This window comes from Nocardioides sp. (assembly GCF_041913365.1).
In the GTDB taxonomy this organism is placed as follows: domain Bacteria; phylum Actinomycetota; class Actinomycetes; order Propionibacteriales; family Nocardioidaceae; genus Nocardioides.
The window spans coordinates 1011852-1031343 of the sequence record NZ_JAYSFM010000001.1 but is presented as its reverse complement, the minus strand read 5'-3'; the positions used below and the strand labels follow the sequence as shown (position 1 = coordinate 1031343).

14 protein-coding genes are annotated in these 19492 nt (G+C 71.3%); 3 read left to right on the top strand and 11 right to left on the bottom strand.

The annotated features are described in order from the left end of the window. The 7 genes from rpsM to ACE3QY_RS05045 form a co-directional block, all read right to left on the bottom strand. Window positions 1-292: 30S ribosomal protein S13 (gene rpsM, locus ACE3QY_RS05075; RefSeq protein WP_374454896.1), on the bottom strand; the 292-nt coding region annotated here is incomplete at its 3' end. A gap of 191 nt (window positions 293-483) precedes the next feature. Beyond that, window positions 484-597: a 50S ribosomal protein L36 gene (gene rpmJ / locus ACE3QY_RS05070; protein ID WP_004008316.1), complete on the bottom strand. Its 114-nt coding sequence runs from the start codon at window positions 595-597 to the stop codon at window positions 484-486. A gap of 30 nt (window positions 598-627) precedes the next feature. Next, window positions 628-849 (bottom strand): translation initiation factor IF-1, encoded by a 222-nt coding sequence (gene infA / locus ACE3QY_RS05065; RefSeq protein WP_056599768.1) that lies wholly within the window; start codon window positions 847-849, stop codon window positions 628-630. A 223-nt stretch (window positions 850-1072) separates the two neighbouring features. Further along, window positions 1073-3538 carry a transglutaminaseTgpA domain-containing protein gene (locus ACE3QY_RS05060; protein WP_374454895.1) on the bottom strand — a complete coding sequence of 822 codons (2466 nt, stop codon included), beginning with the start codon at window positions 3536-3538 and terminating at the stop codon, window positions 1073-1075. Further along, window positions 3535-4704: a DUF58 domain-containing protein gene (locus ACE3QY_RS05055; RefSeq protein ID WP_374454894.1), complete on the bottom strand. Its 1170-nt coding sequence runs from the start codon at window positions 4702-4704 to the stop codon at window positions 3535-3537. Before ACE3QY_RS05055 ends, ACE3QY_RS05060 begins: the two co-directional genes overlap by 4 nt. Before the next feature lie 20 nt (window positions 4705-4724). After that, complete coding sequence (locus tag ACE3QY_RS05050; RefSeq protein WP_374454893.1) at window positions 4725-5696, bottom strand: AAA family ATPase; 972 nt, start codon at window positions 5694-5696, stop codon at window positions 4725-4727. A 10-nt stretch (window positions 5697-5706) separates the two neighbouring features. Continuing rightward, window positions 5707-11961, bottom strand: a complete 6255-nt coding sequence (locus ACE3QY_RS05045; RefSeq protein WP_374454892.1) for an Ig-like domain-containing protein — start codon at window positions 11959-11961, stop codon at window positions 5707-5709. 192 nt (window positions 11962-12153) lie between these two features. Between ACE3QY_RS05045 and ACE3QY_RS05040 the strand changes: the two genes are divergently transcribed. From ACE3QY_RS05040 to ACE3QY_RS05030, 3 genes are read left to right on the top strand one after another with little or no spacing between them, the layout of a single operon-like run. Then, a complete protein-coding gene (locus ACE3QY_RS05040) occupies window positions 12154-13293 on the top strand; it encodes an FHA domain-containing protein (RefSeq protein WP_374454891.1) in 1140 nt (379 codons plus the stop codon). Next, window positions 13290-14693: a serine/threonine-protein kinase gene (locus ACE3QY_RS05035; RefSeq protein WP_374454890.1), complete on the top strand. Its 1404-nt coding sequence runs from the start codon at window positions 13290-13292 to the stop codon at window positions 14691-14693. Before ACE3QY_RS05040 ends, ACE3QY_RS05035 begins: the two co-directional genes overlap by 4 nt. Next, window positions 14681-15352 carry an HNH endonuclease family protein gene (locus ACE3QY_RS05030; RefSeq protein ID WP_374454889.1) on the top strand — a complete coding sequence of 224 codons (672 nt, stop codon included), beginning with the start codon at window positions 14681-14683 and terminating at the stop codon, window positions 15350-15352. Before ACE3QY_RS05035 ends, ACE3QY_RS05030 begins: the two co-directional genes overlap by 13 nt. Before the next feature lie 29 nt (window positions 15353-15381). Here ACE3QY_RS05030 and ACE3QY_RS05025 read toward each other — a convergent pair whose 3' ends face one another. From ACE3QY_RS05025 to secY, 4 genes are all read right to left on the bottom strand, one after another. After that, entirely contained in the window at window positions 15382-16410 is a 1029-nt protein-coding gene (locus ACE3QY_RS05025) for a TerC family protein (protein WP_374454888.1), read from the bottom strand. Window positions 16411-16615: 205 nt separating this feature from the next. Continuing rightward, window positions 16616-17440, bottom strand: coding sequence for a type I methionyl aminopeptidase (gene map, locus ACE3QY_RS05020; protein WP_374454887.1), 825 nt, complete (start codon window positions 17438-17440; stop codon window positions 16616-16618). A 19-nt stretch (window positions 17441-17459) separates the two neighbouring features. Further along, window positions 17460-18035 carry an adenylate kinase gene (locus tag ACE3QY_RS05015; RefSeq protein WP_374454886.1) on the bottom strand — a complete coding sequence of 192 codons (576 nt, stop codon included), beginning with the start codon at window positions 18033-18035 and terminating at the stop codon, window positions 17460-17462. Further along, window positions 18035-19330, bottom strand: coding sequence for a preprotein translocase subunit SecY (gene secY, locus ACE3QY_RS05010; protein ID WP_374454885.1), 1296 nt, complete (start codon window positions 19328-19330; stop codon window positions 18035-18037). The genes ACE3QY_RS05015 and secY overlap by 1 nt, the downstream gene beginning before the upstream one ends. Between the last annotated feature and the right edge of the window lie 162 nt (window positions 19331-19492).

Here is a 19492-nt window from a genome sequence, read left to right as displayed (position 1 = left end):
CCGGGAGGCCCATGCGGTGGCGGCGACCCTGGTAGCTGCCGATCTCGATCTTGCGGCGGATGTCCGCCTGGACCTCACGTCGGAGGTCACCCTCGATCTTGAAGTTGGCTTCGATCTCGTCGCGAAGCTTGACCAGCTCCTCGTCACCGAGCGTGTGGACCCGGGCGTTCGGGTCGACGCCGGTGGCGGCCAGGAGCTGCTGGGCGCGGGTACGGCCGATGCCGTAGATGTAGGTGAGAGCGACCTCGATGCGCTTGTCGCGCGGGAGGTCAACACCAACGAGGCGTGCCATGTGGCGGTTTCCTTGTCTGTTCTCGCATCGGTTTCGGTTCGTGTCGCGTCCCATCCCGCCTCGGGTGGGCTCCGGCCGGTGCTCCGGAGGTGACTTCGACTCAGGCGGTGCCTGGCCTAGCGATCACGTTGTGGTGTTTCAGTTGTGAGGTGCACCTGCTGATCGACGCGCCGGCGCAGCCGGCGCGGAGATCAGCCCTGCCGCTGCTTGTGGCGGGGGTTCTCGCAGATGACCATGACCCGGCCGTGACGGCGGATGACCTTGCACTTGTCACAGATGGGCTTGACGCTGGGGTTGACCTTCATGTCAACGAATCCTTGCTACTCGGCTGGCTGTTACTTGTAGCGGTAGACGATCCGACCCCGGGTGAGGTCGTACGGCGAGAGCTCCACCACGACCCGGTCCTCGGGGAGGATCCGGATGTAGTGCTGTCGCATCTTGCCGCTGATGTGCGCGAGCACCTTGTGCCCGTTGGCCAGCTCCACACGGAACATGGCGTTGGGAAGGGCCTCCACGACGGTGCCCTCGATCTCGATCACGCCTTCTTTCTTGGGCATGTCCTCCACAATCTGTCGCGGTACTGGATCAAAATGCTGTGTTGTCTACCGTGGCCCGGGAACCGCCCGGCTCCTGCTCGCAGGTGGCCGGTGGACCTCGTGGACGGATCCGGGAGCCTCTTCCCGGGCACACGCCGAACCGTCATGCTGGACGAGTCGGTCACGATTCCGGGCAGCCGCGAGGCACCACGAAACACAGCCCACGTTGGGCCGACGCACCAGTTTAGTCAGGCGTCCCTCGAGAACGCCAATCAGCGAGGTCGCGCAGCCGGCCGAGCGCACCGGCGACCCGCCCGTCGGCGCTGGCGGCCTCGTCCCCCGCCCCGGGACCGGCCTCGCGCGCGGCGCGCGGGCTCGTACGCCGGAGGGAGCGCAGGCTGACCGCCGCCCGGAGCCGCTGCCAGCGGCCGACCTCGTGCGACATCGCCCGGCGCTCGGCGTCGATCGACTCCCAGTACGTCGCTGCCGCGGCGCTCTCGGGCACGCTCGGGCCGAAGACGAAGCTGTCCGCGCGACGCGCGAGGGCGCCGGCCTGGCCGGACACGATGCCCACGGACTGCTCGCGCCGGGTCACGGTGGGGCCGAGCGGCACCACCTGGCCGAGGTCGCGCGCGTGGTCGACCAGCTCCCGCCACGCGCCCACGAAGCGGGCGGAGGCGGACTCGGCGCTGCGACGGCGGTGGCGGCGCCACGCCTTGAAGGCGACGATCGCGCCGAGCACCAGCGCGGCGAGGAGGAGCGGCAGGCCGACGTACTTGACCACGGCGCCCACCCAGCCGGGGAGGCCGGGGATGAGCCCCTCGTCCTGCTCGGCCTTCTTGCGGGTGGCCTTGCGCTCCTTGAGGTCGGCGTCGCTCTGCTCCCCCGCGTCGGACGGTGGCGGGATCGGGTTCGGCGGCGGGATGACCGTGCCGGACATCGGGGTGTTGGTCTCCGGCACCTGGTCGGCCGGCGGGGTCTTCGACATGAAGGCCTCGGTGGGCAGGGTGCGCCACGAGCCGTCCGCGGCCCGGAGCTCGACCCACGCCGAGACGTCCTTGCCCATCACCCGGCCGCCCTCGGGGACGGCTGCGCCGAGCACCACGCGGGCCGGCACGCCGATGTCGTTGGCGATCAGGGCCATGGTGGCGGCGTACTGCTCGTCGTTGCCGACGATCTGCGGGGCGTTGACGAACTCGTCGGAGAGCCGCCACACGCTGTGGCCGCCCACGTAGATGCGCTCCGTGCGGCCCACGCCGTCGGAGTACTTGCCCTGCGACCGCAGGTGCTCGGCCGCGGCGAAGACGCGGTCCATCGGGTCGTTGGCCGCCTGCTCGGTCCACTTCTCGGTGGGTCCCTGGATGAACGCGGCGCCGGGCGGCAGCGGCGTCACCTCCGCCGAGCCGACGGTCTCGGGCGAGAGCTCGTCGTCGGGCTCGACCGCGGTGAAGGAGTAGCGGTCGCCCGGCTGGAGGCCGCTCGGCACGACGGCCGTGGAGGTGGCGAGGTTGTAGCGGAAGATCTCGGCCTTCGCGCGCGCGTCGGCGGTCTCGAAGTTCATCGACTTCAGCGCCCCGACGGTGGGGAGCCAGACGCCGGACCAGCCCTCGCCGAGCGTGACGGTGACGTCGACCTCCTTGCCGTCGACGGGGTTGTCGATCGTGGAGGAGACGCGCTGGAAGGAGTCGTCGGCCGGACCGGGCAGGGCGTTGTCGGTGGCGCCCCACACCATGCCGTCGTAGCGGTCCATCGTCGCGAAGCGGACCAGGGTGCCGGGGGTGACGCCCTGGATGTCGAGCAGCGTCTTGTCGTAGACGTTGCTGTTGTCGTCGCGACCCTGCAGGTCGACGTACTTGCGGAAGCCGGCGAGCGGCGAGGGGTAGCGCCCGATGTCGAAGGGCGGCTCGACCCAGTTGCGGGCGACGGTGCGGTCGGCGTCGGTGCCCGCCATCCAGGCGCTGGCCGGGAAGGCCAGGCCGGCGGCCAGGGCCAGCATGGCGACGGCGCCGGCGCCCCGGACGTACGACGTGCTGCCACCCTGCACCGCGGCGCTCGCCCGACGGGCCCGGAGCGCCAGCCACCCGAGAGCCAGGCCCGCGAAGACGGTGCCCTGCAGCAGCAGCGACTGCGGATGGCGTACGCCGAGCACGATGGCGCCCGACAGCACCGCCGTCATCCCGACCACGGGCAGGGCCGCCGCCAGCCAGGCGCGACGCACCGGCAGGTGGGCGAGGCCGAGGCCGACGAGACCGGCCACGATGCCCGCGAGCCACGGCAGCACGAGCAGCGGTCCGTCGCCGTCGACCGGCGGCAGCGTGGTGAGCAGGTCCTTCCAGCCGAAGATCGCCTCGTCGGTGACGCGGCCCAGGGTCGAGGGCCCGGGGAGCACCGAGGTGTCGCCGAGCGAGCGCAGGCAGAGCGGGCCGCCGAGCAGGAAGAAGACGGCCAGGCAGATCGCGACGGCCGAGACGAAGGGCCATCCGGCCGCCCGGGTCAGGTGGGTGACGACCACCGCGACGAGCGCGCCGATCATCCCGACCACGAGGTACGCCGACCCGGTGAAGGAGGACCCGAAGGCGCTGAGCGCGACGCCGACCAGCGCCAGGGTGAGGACGATGTCGATCCACGCGTGCCGGTCGGGCAGCAGCGGGTGCGCGCGGACCCGGGTACGGGTGCCGGTGGCGGCTGCGTTGCGTGCGGAGTTCCTCATCGCACGCTCCAGCGCAGGAGGCCGCCGAGGTCCTCCTTGGCGGCCAGGTGGAGCACGGGCAGGCCGCCGGTCTCGGTGACGCGGCTGTTGCCCCCGGGCTCGACCACGATCCCGAAGCGACGCACCTCCGGCGGGAAGGCCGCCGCCGACCTCAGCAGGTCGGTGAACTCGGTGCCGGTGCCCCCGACGAAGAACGCCAGGCTGGTGTCGGGGGCCAGGGAGCTCGCCTGGCGACCGGACTCGACCAGCCCGCGGTCGCCGAAGTCGGCACGGCACACCGCGTCGAGGGCGAGGTGGCCGTCGGAGCCGGTCGAGGCGTGACCGCCGCAGACGAAGGAGACGTCGAACTCGTCGAGGACGGCGCGCACCGCGATCGACGCCGCGACCGCCATCGCGGTCTCGAAGTCCTCGGGGTCCGACCAGGCCGAGAGCCGGTCGTCGACCACGATCGTGGCGTGGCTGCGGCGGGTGTCGAGGTACTGGCGCACCAGCAGTGCGGACTCACCGGTCGAGGCCATCACCTTGGCCGAGGACCGCCAGTGGATGTGGCGCAGGTCGTCGCCGGGGACGTACTCGCGCAGCGCGTGGAAGGCGAGGTCGCTCTGGCTCACCGCGTCGGTGGAGACACCCTCGAGGTCGCGCAGCAGGCCGGCGCCCAGGGACTCCATCGGGATGAGGTGCGGGCGCACCAGCACCTCGCGCACGGGGGTCCAGACCATGTCGCGGGAGAACAGGCCGACCGGGTCGCCGCGCCGCGTCATCGCCGGTCCCACGGCGATCACGCCACGGCGCTCGGTGCGGATCGTGAACGACTCCTCGTGCGCGGCACCCGGTGCCAGCGCGCTGATGCCGTAGCGGTGGATGGCCGACCCGACCGGCACCTCGAGCGTGGTGGGCACCAGCCGGGTGGCGGCGCGGTTGACGACGAGCACGCCGGCGGCCACCGACTCCCCCGCCGCCACGCGCTCGGGCTGGAGCCTCAGGTCGACCGAGACCGCGGTGCGCCCGAGGAGGAATGGCACGGCGAGGACGAGCAGCAGCAGGCAGGCGGTGCCGAGCACGGCGAGCTCGCGCCACGCCGTGAACGTGGCGACCATCGCCGCGCCCAGCCCGAGCCCGAGGACCAGCCAGCCGATCGGCTTGATGACCTCGAGCGCATCGTTCAACCGCTGCCTCATGGGATGGGTCAGGCCCCCACGCGGTCGGTCGGCGGGGCGACGGCGTCGAGCAGCCGCGAGATCACGGTCTGCACGTCGATGCCGCTGAACTGCGCCTCGGCGTCGAGCAGCAGGCGGTGCGAGAGCACCGGCTCGGCGAGGTCCTTGATGTCGTCGGGGACGACGTGGTCGCGGCCGTCGGCGGCGGCCCAGGTCTTGGCCACCCGCACGAACGCCAGGCACCCACGAGCCGACAGCCCGAGCTTGACGTGCGGCTGGCGACGGGACTCCTCGGCGAGCTCGGCGACGTAGCCGACCACGGCCGGGTCGACGTAGACCTCGTCGGCCAGGCCGCTCATCTGCGCGATGGTCGCCGCGGTGATCACCGGCGTGACGAGGGCGGCGCGGTCACGGACCGCGGCGTTGTTGAGGAGCTCGACGGTGGCCTGCCGGTCGGGGTAGCCCACCGAGGTCTTCATCAGGAAGCGGTCGAGCTGCGCCTCGGGGAGGCGGTAGGTGCCGGCCTGCTCGATGGGGTTCTGGGTCGCGATGACGAGGAACGGCTTGCCCACCGGGTGGGCGACGCCGTCGACGGTGACCCGGCCCTCCTCCATGACCTCGAGCAGCGCGGACTGGGTCTTCGGCGAGGCCCGGTTGATCTCGTCGGCCAGCACGATCGTGTGGAAGATCGGGCCGGGGTGGAACTCGAAGGTGCCCTTGTGCTGGTCGTAGACGGTCACGCCGGTGACGTCGGAGGGCAGCAGGTCGGGCGTGAACTGGATCCGGGCGTGGCTGCCCTGCACCGTGTTGGCCAGCGCCCGCGCCAGCATCGTCTTGCCCGTGCCCGGGAAGTCCTCGAGCAGGATGTGGCCCTCGGAGAGCAGGCAGGTCAGCGCCAGGCGCACCACGTGGCGCTTGCCGAGGACGGCCTTCTCCATGTTGTCGGTGAGCTGGTCGAACGTGGTCTTGAACCACTCGGCCTGTTCATGGCTGATCGTCATGTCGTCCTCACTAGATGGTTGGGAGCTTGGACCACTCGATGGAGCCCGAGCTGCCCGGTAGTCGTGGGCCGTTGCCGTCGTCGTCGCACGTCACCTCGACGAACCCGTTGAGGTAGACCCTGCCGCGGACCTGGGTGTTGTTGTTGTTGACGCGGATCGTGTCGTTGCCCTCGATCGAGTGGCCGACACCGCAGGTGGTCGGGGAGCGCAGGTCCTCGGTGATGACGACCAGGAAGCCGCAGAAGGCCGCCTTGCACCCGACGCCCTCGACGGGGTTCTTCACGCTGCAGGCCTGGAGCTGCGAGTTGGGGTCGTCGCTGCACGGCGAGCGGTAGGCGTGGATCCTCGGTGGTGGGGGCGGCCCGCTCCGGTCGGTGCGGAAGCTGCTGTCCGACCCACGGTTGCCCGGGTTGGAGTCACGCAGCGTCACGCGGATCGAGACGTCCGTGTCGTAGCCGCCGGCCGTGGTGGAGTAGGACTGGCTGAAGGCGCCGACCGGGCCGAGCTGGATCACGTCCTCGGCCCCACCGTTGATGGAGATCGCGAGCTCGGCGGGGTTGCCGTTGCTGGTGCCGGTGATGGTCCACGTCAGGTTGAGGCCGTTGACCGCAGCGGGTCCCACGTCGGCGAGCATCCCGTCGAGGCGCCCGTAGGTCTGGACGTTCTGCTGCCCGCTGAGCGTGCACCCGGCCGGGGCGTTCTCGTTGCAGACCCGGAGCTGGATCGGGTAGGGCTGCTCGTTGCTGGGCACCGGGATGCGCTCGGTGTGGGCGCCGGTCTGCTGGGCGAAGGTCTTCTGCACCAGCCCGCCGACCAGGATGTCGACCTTGCTCGTCGCACCCCGCGCATCCGGCACGGTGTACTGGATCTCCGCCTCCTGGCTGTTGCCGGTGGCGTACGCCTGGAACGCACCCCACGCGGCGGGACGACCGACGGCCTCGTAGGAGACCGCGTCGCTCGGCGCGGACCGGTTGGTGATGTTGGCCGCCGTCACCCGGTAGCTGTAGACCAGCCCGTCGTACGCCACACCGGCGTGGACGCAGGTCAGCGAGGCGATCTTCTGGCAGCCGGGCACCGCACCGCTCGTGCGGCCGTTGCTGTAGCTGACGGTGTAGACCGTCGGGCCGGGGCCCTCGGGCAGGACCGCCTGCCAGCCGAGGCGCAGGCTGGTCTGGTTCGCGCCGGTCTCGAGGTCGGTCACCGTGGGCGCGGCCGGCGCCGGCGGCGTGCCGAGCGGCTGCATCTCCGGCGACGACCGCGGCAGGGAGTAGTCGACCTTGTTGTGCGCCTTCACCGTGAAGACGTACTTCTCGTTGTTGTTCAGCCCCACCGCGGTGTAAGACGTCTGCTCGCCGCCCACGACGGCCCGGCCGCCGATCCAGGTGATGGTGTAGTCGAGGATCCTCGAGGTCTTGGTCGAGGGCTTGTCCCACGCGACCGTGATCGTGCCGTCGCCGCGGTCGATCATCCGCATGTTCTGCACGCGGCCCGGCGCGGTGTCGGCCTGCGCCGACTGCGACAGCCCGCTCCACTCGCTCTGGCCGACGCGGTTGACCGCCGCCGCCCGGAAGCTGTACCTGCCGCCGGTCTTGAGCTTGCGGAAGACGCACTCGTTGGTGTCGCAGCGCTGGCGGTCGCCCGAGCGCTCCTCCTTCACCCAGTAGTAGAGGATCGGCGCCCCGCCGTCGTCGTCCGGCGGCGCCCACGACATCTGGACGGTGCCGACCTGGTCGGAGTTCGGGTAGGGACGCGGCTCTCCCGGCGGGGACGGCGTGCCGACCACCTGGAACTCGATGCGGCCCTCGGCGCGGCGCGTGGCGGGCGGGTCGGAGGAGGAGATGTCGCTGACCACGATCCGGAAGCCGACCTTGGCACCCCGGGTGTCCTTGGCGGCGGTCAGGGTGAGCCGGCCGCCCTCGAAGCTCGCGCGGACGCCGGAGCCCGCGCCGCCGTCGACCGAGACGATGGTGGGGTCGGGGTCGGCCACGCCTGCGGTGAGGTAGGCGGACATGTCGAAGGTGCGGGTCTGGCCCGCCTCCATGGTCTCCACCTTGATCGGCGCCAGCTTGGGCGGCGGCGCCTGGGCGAGCCGGAAGCGCACCACCTCGGTGTTGCTCTCGCCGGCCCGGACGGACAGCACCGCCTCGCCGCCCTCCGTGGCGGTGTCGGCCGCGGTGACCGTGACGACCGAGCCCTCCGGGCTGCCGACGTCGAGGCCGTCGATGCCCTGGCTCCACTCGGCCTCGTAGGACAGGCCGGCCGCCTCGCGCGGGTCGTCGGTGTAGACCTTGCAGAAGGTGGCGACGTCGAGGTCGAAGCGCTGACCCGCCGAGATCGGGACGACGGCCGTGGGGCACTCCAGCGACGGCTTGTTGTCACCCACGTAGACCGGGATCGAGAGCAGCACCGTCGCGCCGTCCTCGGTGGTCGTGGTGTCCTCGTTGCCGGTGGCGTCGCTCGCCGTGGTGACCTCGACGAGCAGTGCGCCGGGACCGCGGTAGGACGCCGGCGCCGACAGGGTGAAGCGGTTGTCGCCGTCGGGGCCGGCCGTCAGCGCGGTCGGCGAGGTGGCGTACGAGCGCCGGCCCGACGCGAGGCGCACCTCGAAGCCCTCGGGCGCCTCGATGTAGTCGGTGACCTTCCCGGTGGTGGTCTCCCCCGGGTCGAGCTCGATCAGCGCGCCCGGGATGACCGAGGGCAGTCCGGTGCCGGTCGGTGGGATGTAGACCGAGGCCGAGGCCGAGGCACCGTCGCCGTCGCGGACCTGGAACGGCAGCACCTGGGGCGCCGCGCCGCGCTCGGCCCGCACCTCGACGCCGTCGACCACCCGCGCGTCGCCGGCGACGGCGACCACCTCGAGGTCCTCCGCCGGGCCGTCGGGGTCGTAGGCGCCCTCGAGCACGTCGACCACGACGCTGCCGCTGTCGCCCGCGCGCCCGAACGCGTCGTAGACGATCGGCGGGTTGTCGTAGTCCTCCACGGTGTCGAGCGTCATCGTCGAGCGGGACTCGCTGATCCCGTTGGTGACGCGGTAGACGATCTGGACGGGCGGCGCCGCGAGGTCGTCGGGCGCGGGCACGGTCACGAGGTTCGTCGTGGGGTCCAGCTCGGCGTTGTCGGGGCCGCTGAGCAGCTCCACGTCCACGGTGTCACCGGGGGCCACGAAGTCGTTGGCGAGCGGGTCGAACGTGGCTGTGCGGCCGGGCTCGACGGTGAGCCGGTCCTCGACCGCCAGGGGCGGCTGGGGCTGGCCCGGCTCGACGACCGCGACGCGCACGGTGCCCGTCGCGAAGGCGCCCTGGGAGTCGACGACCGAGTAGCTGAACTCGTCGGTGCCGACCGTGCGCGGGTAGGCCTGGTACTCCAGGAAGTTGCCGCCGAAGGACACGATGCGGCCCAGGCGCGGCGCGGACGTGATGCCGGTGACGGTGACCGGGTCGCCGTTGCGGTCGACCCCGACCCCCGGGACCCGGACCTTCACCGTGTCACCGGAGACCGCGCGGCCCTCCAGCGTCGGCGGCTCCGGCGGGTCGTTGGGGTCGTCGGCGGGCACGATCGTCACCTGGAGGCGACCGGTGGCCCGGTTGCCGTCGAGGTTCTGCGCGACGTAGCTGACGGTGAAGGTGTCGCGCTCGGCGATGCGTTCGGGCGCCACGTAGCGGACCATCCGACCGGAGACGAAGGCCTTGCCGACGTCGCCGGTGACGTCGATGGGCGCCACGACCTCGAGCTCGCCGGGGACCTCGGTGTCGACGAGGTCACTGACCAGCGTCAGCCGGTCACCCGCCGGGGAGACGTCGTTGTCGAGGACCGGCGCGGACACCGACGCTCCGGCGCGGACGACGACCTTGTCGGCCACGGTGATGGGCGTGTTGTCCGCCGGCGCGTCACGCTGGGTGAGCACGACCTCGCCGCGCACACCGGAGTTCGACCCGTTGCTGATGGTGTAGGAGACGGTCTGGGTGCGGGGCGAGAGCTGCGGCTGGATCGCCGAGATCCGCAGCCAGCGCCCGTCGATGATGGCCACGTCGAGCTGGCCGACACGGTCCCCGGCGGCCCGGGTGACCGTCAGCAGCCCGCCCGCGGGGTCGAGGTCGTTGGCGAGCACGTCGACGACGCCGGGCGCCTGGCCGTAGACGGTGAGGGTGTCGGGCATCGCGATCGGGTCCGCGGCCCGCTTCGGGCGGGGCTTCACGTCGACGCGGATGGTGCCCTGGTCGAGGTCGGCGTTGCCGTAGCCCGCGTCGTAGCTGAGGAAGTAGGTGCCGGGACGCTCGCCGGTGAAGGTCAGCGTGCCGGCGTCGAGGTCGGAGACCACCTTGGCGCCGGGCTGCTGGGGCACCTTGCCGCCGAGCACGAGCTCGGCGTTGGGGGTGGCCGGGTCGGAGCCGGGCAGGTCGTTGAGGAGCGGTCGGATCTTGATCGGCTTGCCGGCCTCGCCGCGCACCACGTCGGGCTCGGCGGACGGCGGGAAGGACTTCTGGTCCTGGGGCGCCTGGACCTGGAAGCTCATCGAGCGCTTCACCGGCGCGGACCGGCCGTCGGTGACGGCGAACTCGACGCGGACCAGCTGCTGGCCGTCGGCGCGGGTGCTGGGGGCAGTGAAGCGGATCCGGCCGTCGGCGGTGGTGCGGGCCACCGCGCCGTTCTCCTCGCCGCCCACGGCCTGCGCGGAGTCGAGGAGCAGCGTGTCGCCGTCGGCGTCGTCGCGCCAGTCGGCGAGGACCGGGACGTCGAGCGCGCCGCCGTGCGGCACCTTGTAGGTGGGCTTCTTGTAGCCCTGGCGCACGTCCGGCGGCTGGTTCTGCCCGGGCTCGCGCACGTCGACGGAGACGGCGGCGTGGGCGGACAGCCCGTCACGGCCGTCGTCGATGAAGTAGTCGAAGCTCGCCGGCCGGCCCTTGTCGGGCATCTGCAGGACGAGGGTCTGCCCGTCGGGGCTGATCTCCACCCGCGCGCCGCCGGTGGGCTGGTCGACGTCGACGATGCTCAGCAGGCGGCCGTCGGGCGCGGAGTCGTTGTCGAGCGGGTGCAGGACCGTGGTCCGGCCGGCGCGGACACCGTACGCGTCGGGCTTGGCCTGCGGCGGCCGCTTGTCGGCCTGGCTCTCGTTCTCGTCCTTGTCCTCCTCCTCGTCGTCCTTCTTCTTCGAGGTGAAGGCCTCCCAGTTGTCGATCTTGACCGGGTGCTCCTGCTGGACGTCCCACACGGTGCCGCTGAGGGCGTCGTTGAGGACGATCTCGCCGCGGTTCACCCGGAACGACAGGCTGGTGGCGTCGCCGCCGAGCTGCTCGTCGGTGACGACCTGGCCGCCGCACTGCACGGACACGGCGCCCCGGCCGCCGGACCAGGCGCCGAAGACGCACGCGCCGAGGCGTACGGGCGCCACGGCCGTGCCGGTCCGGGTGGAGATGGTCGTGATGTCCCCGGAGTCCAGGTCGACGCTGAGGAGGCCCTCGGGGGCGCCCACGAGCACCGCGTCGGCGGCGGGGCCGGGCTGCTGGAGCTCGCTGTCGGGCGGGACCTGGACGGTCGTCCCGTCGAGGACGCGGAGCGCGCCGGCGTCGGCGTCGAGGGTGACGACCCGGTCGCCCACCGTGGTGACAGCACTGACCTGGCCGGCGTCCCCGGGGAGGTCGCGGGTCTCGGGCTCCTCGAGGACCAGGCCGCTCGACGACACGGTGGTGACCGTGCCCTTGTCGGCCGAGGTGACCACGATGGTGCCGTCCTGGCCCACCGCCATCGCGGCGCCCTTGCCGACCTTGGCGAGCGGCTTGGACTGCCGGTCGACGCCGGTCATCACGGGCTGGCCGACCTGGTTGTCGTAGCGGACCGCCCAGACCTCGCCGGTCTCGGCGTCGACGCTGGCGAGCGTGCCGCCGCCCATGCCGACGTCACCGAGGGTCGGGACCGCGGCCGAGCCGCCGTCCTGCGCCTCCAGCCGGGTCGTCTCGATGGCCTGGCCGCGGCTGGCGTCGAGGTTGAGGGTCACGACGGCCGCGCCGTCCTGCACCACGTCGAGGCGGGCCTTGCCGTCCTGGCTCGGCACGACGCCGTCGAGCTGGTTGATCGGCTTGTTCAGCCGACCCGACCAGCCCTTCTTGCCGTTCACGACCCAGACGCCACCGTCGTTGAGGTCGGCCTCGTGCGACTTGTAGCCGTCGGCAGTGACCGCGTAGACGACCAGGGCGGAGGCGGCAACGGCCAGCGCGGCACCCGACGCGATGCCCGCGCGGTGTCGACGCACGAACGACGTTCGCGTCACGCCAGCCCCCTTGGCCCACGAATGACGTGCGCCCGCCGCAGTCACCCAGCAGGAGGGTATGTAGCGGGTCGAGGTTCCGACAAGTCGGGACGGCGTGCGCCGCCGCGCCGTGATGGGTGATGATGGAGCGGTGGGCGTGGACGAGGGGAGCCGACGTTGATCGTGGAAGCGAGGTACGCCGCAGGGGGCGGCGTGCTTCTCGGCAGTGGTGCCCACTGGGTGCTGCTGACCGATCCGGGGGACGAGCAGGTCGTCCAGGAGATCTGGGACGTGCTGGCCATGACCGCGCCCTCGGGCGCGCCCGTCGTCGAGCGGGTGATGGCCATCGTGGAGAAGCACTTCGACGGTGACCCGCCCGGCCTGGCGCTCGTCGACTTCACCTCCGGGGCCTCCTCGACGCTGTCGCGCGGCAGCGGCCACGTCCGGCTCGCCGGACCGTCCCGGGTGCTCAGCCTCGACGGCGGCGACGACCCCCACCAGCTGACCACCACGCGCCGCCTCGTCGGCGGCGTCGTCGGCGCGGACCGCGTCGAGCTCAAGCCGCTCTCGGCGCGCACGGCCCCGGCGCACCGTGCCCAGGAGGTGGAGGCCCCGCCTCCCTCCGCGGCCCTCATCGACGGGATCCCCGCCGACATCCTCGCGGCCAAGGGTCCCGACGGGCCGCCGCCGCGCACCCGCGTGCTGCGCCCGGTCGAGGACACCGGCGCGCTGCCCGACACCTCCGAGCCCGACCCGCTGATGGTCGAGCGGATCGAGCAGGGCACCCACACCACGATCCGCGAGCCCTCCGAGCCGCACAGCTCGCCCGCCGACGACCACGACGGGTCCACCACGCACCGGCCGGCACACCTGACCCAGAGCAGTGTGCCGACCGTGCTGGCGGTGAGCTGTCCGCTCGGGCACCTCACGCCGCCGATCGCGCCGCAGTGCCGGGTCTGCCACCAGCGGGTCGCCCCTCAGGAGCCGCGCCGGGTGGAGCGCCCGTCGCTCGGCGGGCTGCGCCTGCCGACCGGCGAGGTCGTCCCGCTGGACCGGGGCGTCATCCTCGGCCGCAAGCCGGCACCGGCCGACGGCAGCACCGACTGGCCGCACCTCGTGCACCTGCCCAAGGACCACTCGTTCGTCTCGCGGCGCCACCTGCAGATCGAGCTCGACGGCTGGGACGTCGTGGCCCGCGACCTCGACAGCCGTGGCGGCACCACGATCGCCCCGCCCGGCCGCGAACCACAGCGGATGCGCCCCGGCGACGCCTACGTGCTCGAGCCCGGTACGGTCCTGGACATGGCGCACGTCTATGCCGTCCGCTTCGAGACGGGGGCGGTTGCCCGGTGAGCGCCCCGGTCATCCCCGGGTTCGCGTTCGTCGAGCACCTGGGCAGCGGCGGCTTCGCCGACGTCTTCCTCTACGAGCAGCAGTGGCCCCGCCAGCGCGTCGCGGTCAAGGTCGTGCGTCCCGACGTGCCGCTGACCGACCGCGAGAAGTACCTCTTCACCGCCGAGGCCAACGCGATGGCCCGGCTGGCCGACCACCCCTACATCGTCTCGGTGATCACGGCCGGGGTGACCGCCGAGGGCGGGCGTCCCTTCCTGGTCATGCGCTACTGCCCGCCGCCCGACCTCGGGGTCCGCGTGCGGTCCAACCCGATGGCACCCGTCGACGCGGTCTCCACGGGCATCAAGCTCGCCAGCGCGATCGAGACCGCGCACCGCTCGGGGATCCTCCACCGCGACATCAAGCCGAGCAACGTCCTTGTCACGACCTACCACGAGCCCGCGCTCACCGACTTCGGCATCGCGGGACACATGGCCGAGGTCGAGGGCGACAGCGACGTCCGGATCTCCTACCCCTGGTCGCCGCCCGAGCTGCTCGACGGCCGCTCCAACGGCTCCGTGGCCTCCGACGTCTACTCGCTCGGCGCCACCATCTGGCACCTGCTGGTGGGGCGCTCCCCCTTCGCGATCCCCTCGGGTGACAACTCGACGCGGGCGCTGAGCGCCCGCATCCTCCACGCCGCTCCCCCGGCCACGCAGCGACCCGACGTGCCACCGGCACTCGACCGCCTCCTGCAGCAGTGCCTGGCCAAGAAGCCCGAGCACCGGCCGCAGAGCGCCCTCGAGCTGGCCCGCGCGCTGCAGCGCATCGAGTCCGCCGCCGGCTGGGCGCGCACCGCCGTCGCCGTCGAGGGTGACCGCCCCGACGCCTCGGTCGCGCCCCCGGAGGTGCCCGACGCTCCCGAGGACGCCACCGCGATGAAGCCGGTGACCGTGATCTCGGCCAGCGGGCCGCGCCGCATCGCCGCCCAGGACCCCGCACCCGCCACCGACGACGGCGACGGCCGCGGCGGTGTGTCCCGGCTCGTGTGGGCCGGAGTGGCCGCCGCCGTGCTCGCCGTCGTCCTGGGCTACGTCGTCCTCGGCGGTGGCGGCGAGGAGGACCCCGGCGTCGTGGTGCCGTCCGGGTCGGTGACCCCCTCACCGCTCGTGCCCGACGTGCTGACGGAGGCGCCGACGCTCACCGGTCGTCGTACGGCGCGGGGCGTGCTGTTCGAGTGGAACGCACCCGTCGAGCTCGAGGAGGGCGACTCCTTCAGCTACTACCGCGACGACACCCAGTCCTACGGCTCCACCACGAAGAGGCGCCTGCTCGTGCGCACGCGCGACCCGATCTGCCTCGACCTGCGGATGACGCGCGGGTCCGACAACTCCCCCAGCGTCAACCAGTGCGTCACCTGATCGCTGCCGGCATCCTCGCGCTGGGCCTCTCCGGCTCGGCCGTCGCCGCGCCTGCCGAGCGACCGGCGACGCCGGGCGCCGAGCGGGTCCTCGCACTCCTCGGGCAGGTCCGCACCGTCGACGACATCGGCTACCACCCCGGCTACGACCGCGACTGCGATCCCGGGGCCTGCGTCTTCGGCGAGCCGTGGACCGACGACCACGACGGCGCCGGGGGCCACAACGGCTGCACCACCCGCGAGGACGTCCTGCTCATGCAGATGACGGACATCGAGATGCGGTGGGGGTCGCGGTGCCGGATCTACGAGGCCCGGTTGCGCGACCCCTACACGGGCGAGCGGATGACGTGGCGCGACGACGGCTTCTACATCTCGATCGACCACGTGTACCCGCTGGCACGGGCCTGGCACGGCGGCGCCTGGGCCTGGACCCCGCGCCGACGCACCGCCTTCGCCAACGACGTACGCCGCGAGCTGCTGGCGGTCTCTGCGCGTGCCAACGAGGCCAAGGAGGCCGACGGGCCGGCCGACTGGCTGCCGACGTGGCGACGCTACCGCTGCACCTACGTGACGAAGTACCTCCGGGTGGCGGTGGCGTGGGACCTGCCCCTCACCACCGCCGACGCCGAGGCCGTACGCCGGGTCGCCCGAGGCTGTTGACCAGCCCCGGGCCTCGACCCGGCGTCAGCTCAGTCGTCCTCCCAGTCGCGGCGCGGGCCGGTGGCCGCGTCCTGCTGCTCGGGCGTCATCCGGCTGGAGGCCCACAGCGACAGCACCGCCGTGACGGCCAGCGTGGCGACGATGACGACCAGCGAGAGCCAGATCGGGATCTCCGGGGCCCACTCTATGTGGTGGCCGCCGTTGATGAAGGACAGCTCGTTCTCGTGCATGGCGTGCAGGATCAGCTTCACGCCGATGAAGGCGAGCAGGAACGCCAGGCCGTAGGAGAGGTAGATCAAACGCTCGAGCAGGCCGCCGATGAGGAAGTAGAGCTGGCGCAGGCCCATCAGCGCGAAGATGTTGGCCGTGAGCACCAGGTAGGGCTCCTTGGTGATGCCGAAGATCGCGGGGATGGAGTCGAGCGCGAACAGCAGGTCGGTCGTGCCGAGGGTGATGATCACGATGAACATCGGGGTGATCATCTTCTTGGCGCCCTCGCCGCTGACCAGCAGCTTCTTGCCGTGCCACTCGGACGTGGCCGGGAACCGCCGTTCGATGAAGGCGACGAGCTTGTTCTCCTCGAACTCGTCGTCCTCGTCCTCCGCGCCCTCCTTGGCGAGCTTGGCGGCGGTGTAGATGAGGAACAGGCCGAAGAGGTAGAAGACCCAGCTGAAGTTGTTGATCGCAGCCGCGCCCACGCCAATGAAGATCGCGCGCATGACCAGCGCCATCACGATGCCGATCATCAGGGCGTACTGCTGGAGCTCCTTGGGCACCGCGAACTTCGCCATGATGATGATGAAGATGAAGAGGTTGTCGATCGACAGGGAGTACTCCACGAGCCAGCCGGAGAAGAACTCCAGGCCGTGCTGGTGGTCCCAGGTCAACCACACGCCGATGCCGAAGACGATGGCGAGGCCGACGTAGACCGAGAGGTAGGTCGCGCACTCCTTCATGCTCGGCTCGTGCGGGCGACGGCCGACGATGACGAGGTCGAAGGTGAACACGGCGATGGTCACGACGAAGGTCGCGATCCAGACCCAGGTGGGGACGTCCACGCTGTTGGCTCCTAGGGGTGAAGGTGAGTTTCGGTGTCCGCGCAGAGCGCGGCCACCGGAGGTCTCTTCCGCTCACCTAGATGGGCGAACCGATGGCACCGGGCGCCGCTCGCGCGACACCGTGATGACGGCACCACCGTCGGGGAATACTCCCCTCCAGCCGGACCAGTCTGTCACGGCCGCGCGGGCCCCAGCGATTCGGGCGTCAGCGTCCGCCGAATGGGACGCCGAGCTCGCCCAGGCGTGCCGCGCCGCCGTCGACGGCGGTGAGCACCCAGGCGCCCTGCGGGGTCACCGTGAAGGTGTGCTCGAAGTGGGCCGACATCGAGCCGTCGACCGTGGCGACGGTCCACTCGTCCTCGAGCAGGTCGGTGTGCTTGCTGCCCAGCGTCACCATCGGCTCCACGGCCAGGGCGAGGCCCTCCACGATCGAGGGACCGCGGCCGCGCCGGCCGTAGTTGGGCACGTTGGGGGCCATGTGCATCTCGGTGCCGATGCCGTGGCCGGTGTAGTCCTCGAGGATGCCGTAGCGCCCCTCCCCCCGGACGTAGGTCTCGATGGCGTGGCTGATGTCGGTGACGCGGCCACCGAGCCGGGCTGCGGCCATGCCGCGCCACAGGGACTCCTCGGTGACCCGCAGCAGCTCGCGTACGTCGTCGGCGACCTCGCCGACCGGGACGGTGATGGCGGCGTCGCCGTGCCAGCCCTCCACGATCGCGCCGCAGTCGATGGAGATCACGTCGCCCTCGGCCAGGGTGCGCGGCCCGGGGATGCCGTGGACCACCTCGTCGTTGACCGAGGCGCAGATCGTGGCCGGGAACGGCGGGTGGCTGTAGCCCTTGAACGACGGGATGCCGCCGTGGTCGCGGATGTTGGTCTCCGCGAGGGTGTCGAGCTCGAGCGTGGTGATGCCGGGACGGGTCGCCTCGCGGAGCAGCTCGAGGGTCTCGCCCACGAGCCGGCCCGCCACCCGCATCAGGTCGATCTGCTCGGGGGTCTTGATCTCGATCCCGCGGTCGCGGAACGCCATGCTCAGTCCTCGGGGTGGGTCAGCTCTGGGGCACCACGTCGAGCGCGTCGAAGATGCGCTTGGTGACCTCGTCGACCTCACCCATCCCGTCGACCTCGATGAGGATGCCGCGCTCGCGGTAGACCCCGATGAGGGGCTCGGTCTGCTCGGCGTAGACCTCCTGGCGACGGCGGATGACCTCCTCGGTGTCGTCCGCGCGGCCGTCGGTCTGCGCACGCTGGAGCAGGCGCTGGACGAGCTCCTCGGGGTCGACGGTCAGCACGACCACCGCGTCGAGCTGGTGGCCGGTGAAGCGGATCATCCCGTCGAGCTCGGTGACCTGGGCGAGGGTGCGCGGGTAGCCGTCGAGCAGGAAGCCGGGCGCCGCGTCGTCCTCGTCGATGCGGTTGCGGACCATGAGGTTGGTGACCTCGTCCGGGACGTACTCGCCGGCGTCCATGTAGCGCTTCGCCTCGACACCGAGCGGGGTGCCCTGCGAGACGTTGGCGCGGAAGATGTCACCCGTCGAGATGGCCGGGATGCCGAAGTGGTCGGCCACGAACCTGGCCTGGGTGCCCTTGCCCGCACCCGGCGGGCCCATGAGGATGAGTCTCATTAACGCAGGAATCCTTCGTAGTTGCGCTGCTGGAGCTGGCTCTCGATCTGCTTCACCGTGTCGAGCGCGACGCCCACCATGATCAGGATGGACGTGCCGCCGAACGGGAAGTTCTGGTTGGCCTGGATCATCGCGAACGCGACGAGCGGGACCAACGAGATCAGGCCGAGGTAGAGAGCTCCAGGGAACGTGATGCGGGACAGGACGTAGGACAGGTAGTCCTCGGTCGGCTTGCCCGCCCGGATCCCGGGGATGAAGCCGCCGTACTTCTTCATGTTGTCCGCCACCTCGACGGGGTTGAAGGTGATCGAGACGTAGAAGTACGTGAAGAAGATGATGAGCAGGAAGTACGAGATCATGTACAGCGGGTGGTCGCCACCGACGAGGTAGGTGCCGATGAAGTCCAGGACCGGGTTCTTGCTCTCCGGGTTGAACTGCACCGCCATCGCCGGGAGGTAGAGCAGCGACGAGGCGAAGATGACCGGGATGATGCCGGCCTGGTTGACCTTGAGCGGGATGTAGGTCGAGTTGCCGCCGAACATCTTGCGCCCGACCATCCGCCTGGCGTACTGCACCGGGATGCGGCGCTGCGCCTGCTCGATGAAGATGACGGCCGCGACCAGGATCAGGCCGATGACCATCACGATGCTGAAGACGACCCAGCCCTTGGAGGTCTGCACGCTCCACAGGGACGCCGGGAAGGTGGCGACGACCTGGGTGAAGATGAGGATCGACATGCCGTTGCCGATGCCGCGGTCGGTGATGAGCTCACCGAGCCACATGATGACCGCGGTGCCCGCGGTCATGGTGATGACCATGACCAGGAAGGTCGTGGTGCCGTCGTCGTGCAGCAGGTCGCGGTCACAGCCCTGGAGCAGGGCCTTGTTGCGTGCCAGCGCCACGATGCCGGTGGCCTGCAGGACCGCGAGCCCCAGCGTGAGGTAGCGCGTGTACTGGGTGATCTTCGCCTGGCCGGCCTGGCCCTCCTTCTTCAGCGCCTCGAGCCGTGGGATCACCACGACGAGCAGCTGCAGGATGATGGAGGCCGTGATGTAGGGCATGATCCCGAGCGCGAAGATGGTGAGCTGGAGCAGCGCACCACCCGAGAAGAGGTTGATCAGGCTGTAGAGCCCGCCCTCCTCCAGGTCGCTGATGCAAGCCTGGACGTTGGCGACGTGGACGCCCGGGGTGGGCACCTGGGAGCCGAGCCGGAAGATCGTGACGATCAGCAGGACGAACAGCAGCTTCTTCCGCAGGTCCGGGGTCCGGAAAGCGTTGGCGAACGCGCCTAGCACTGGTTCCTCTTTCGTAAGGGTGCCCGGCCTGGTGGGGCGGGCGGACGAGAGACCCTCACCGTCGTACGGCGAAGGGCCCGGGGAAGCCTAACAAGTCGCAGGAGTGGCCCGCTTCCCCGCTAACGACAAAGGCCCGGCCGACAGTTCCCACTGTGCGGCCGG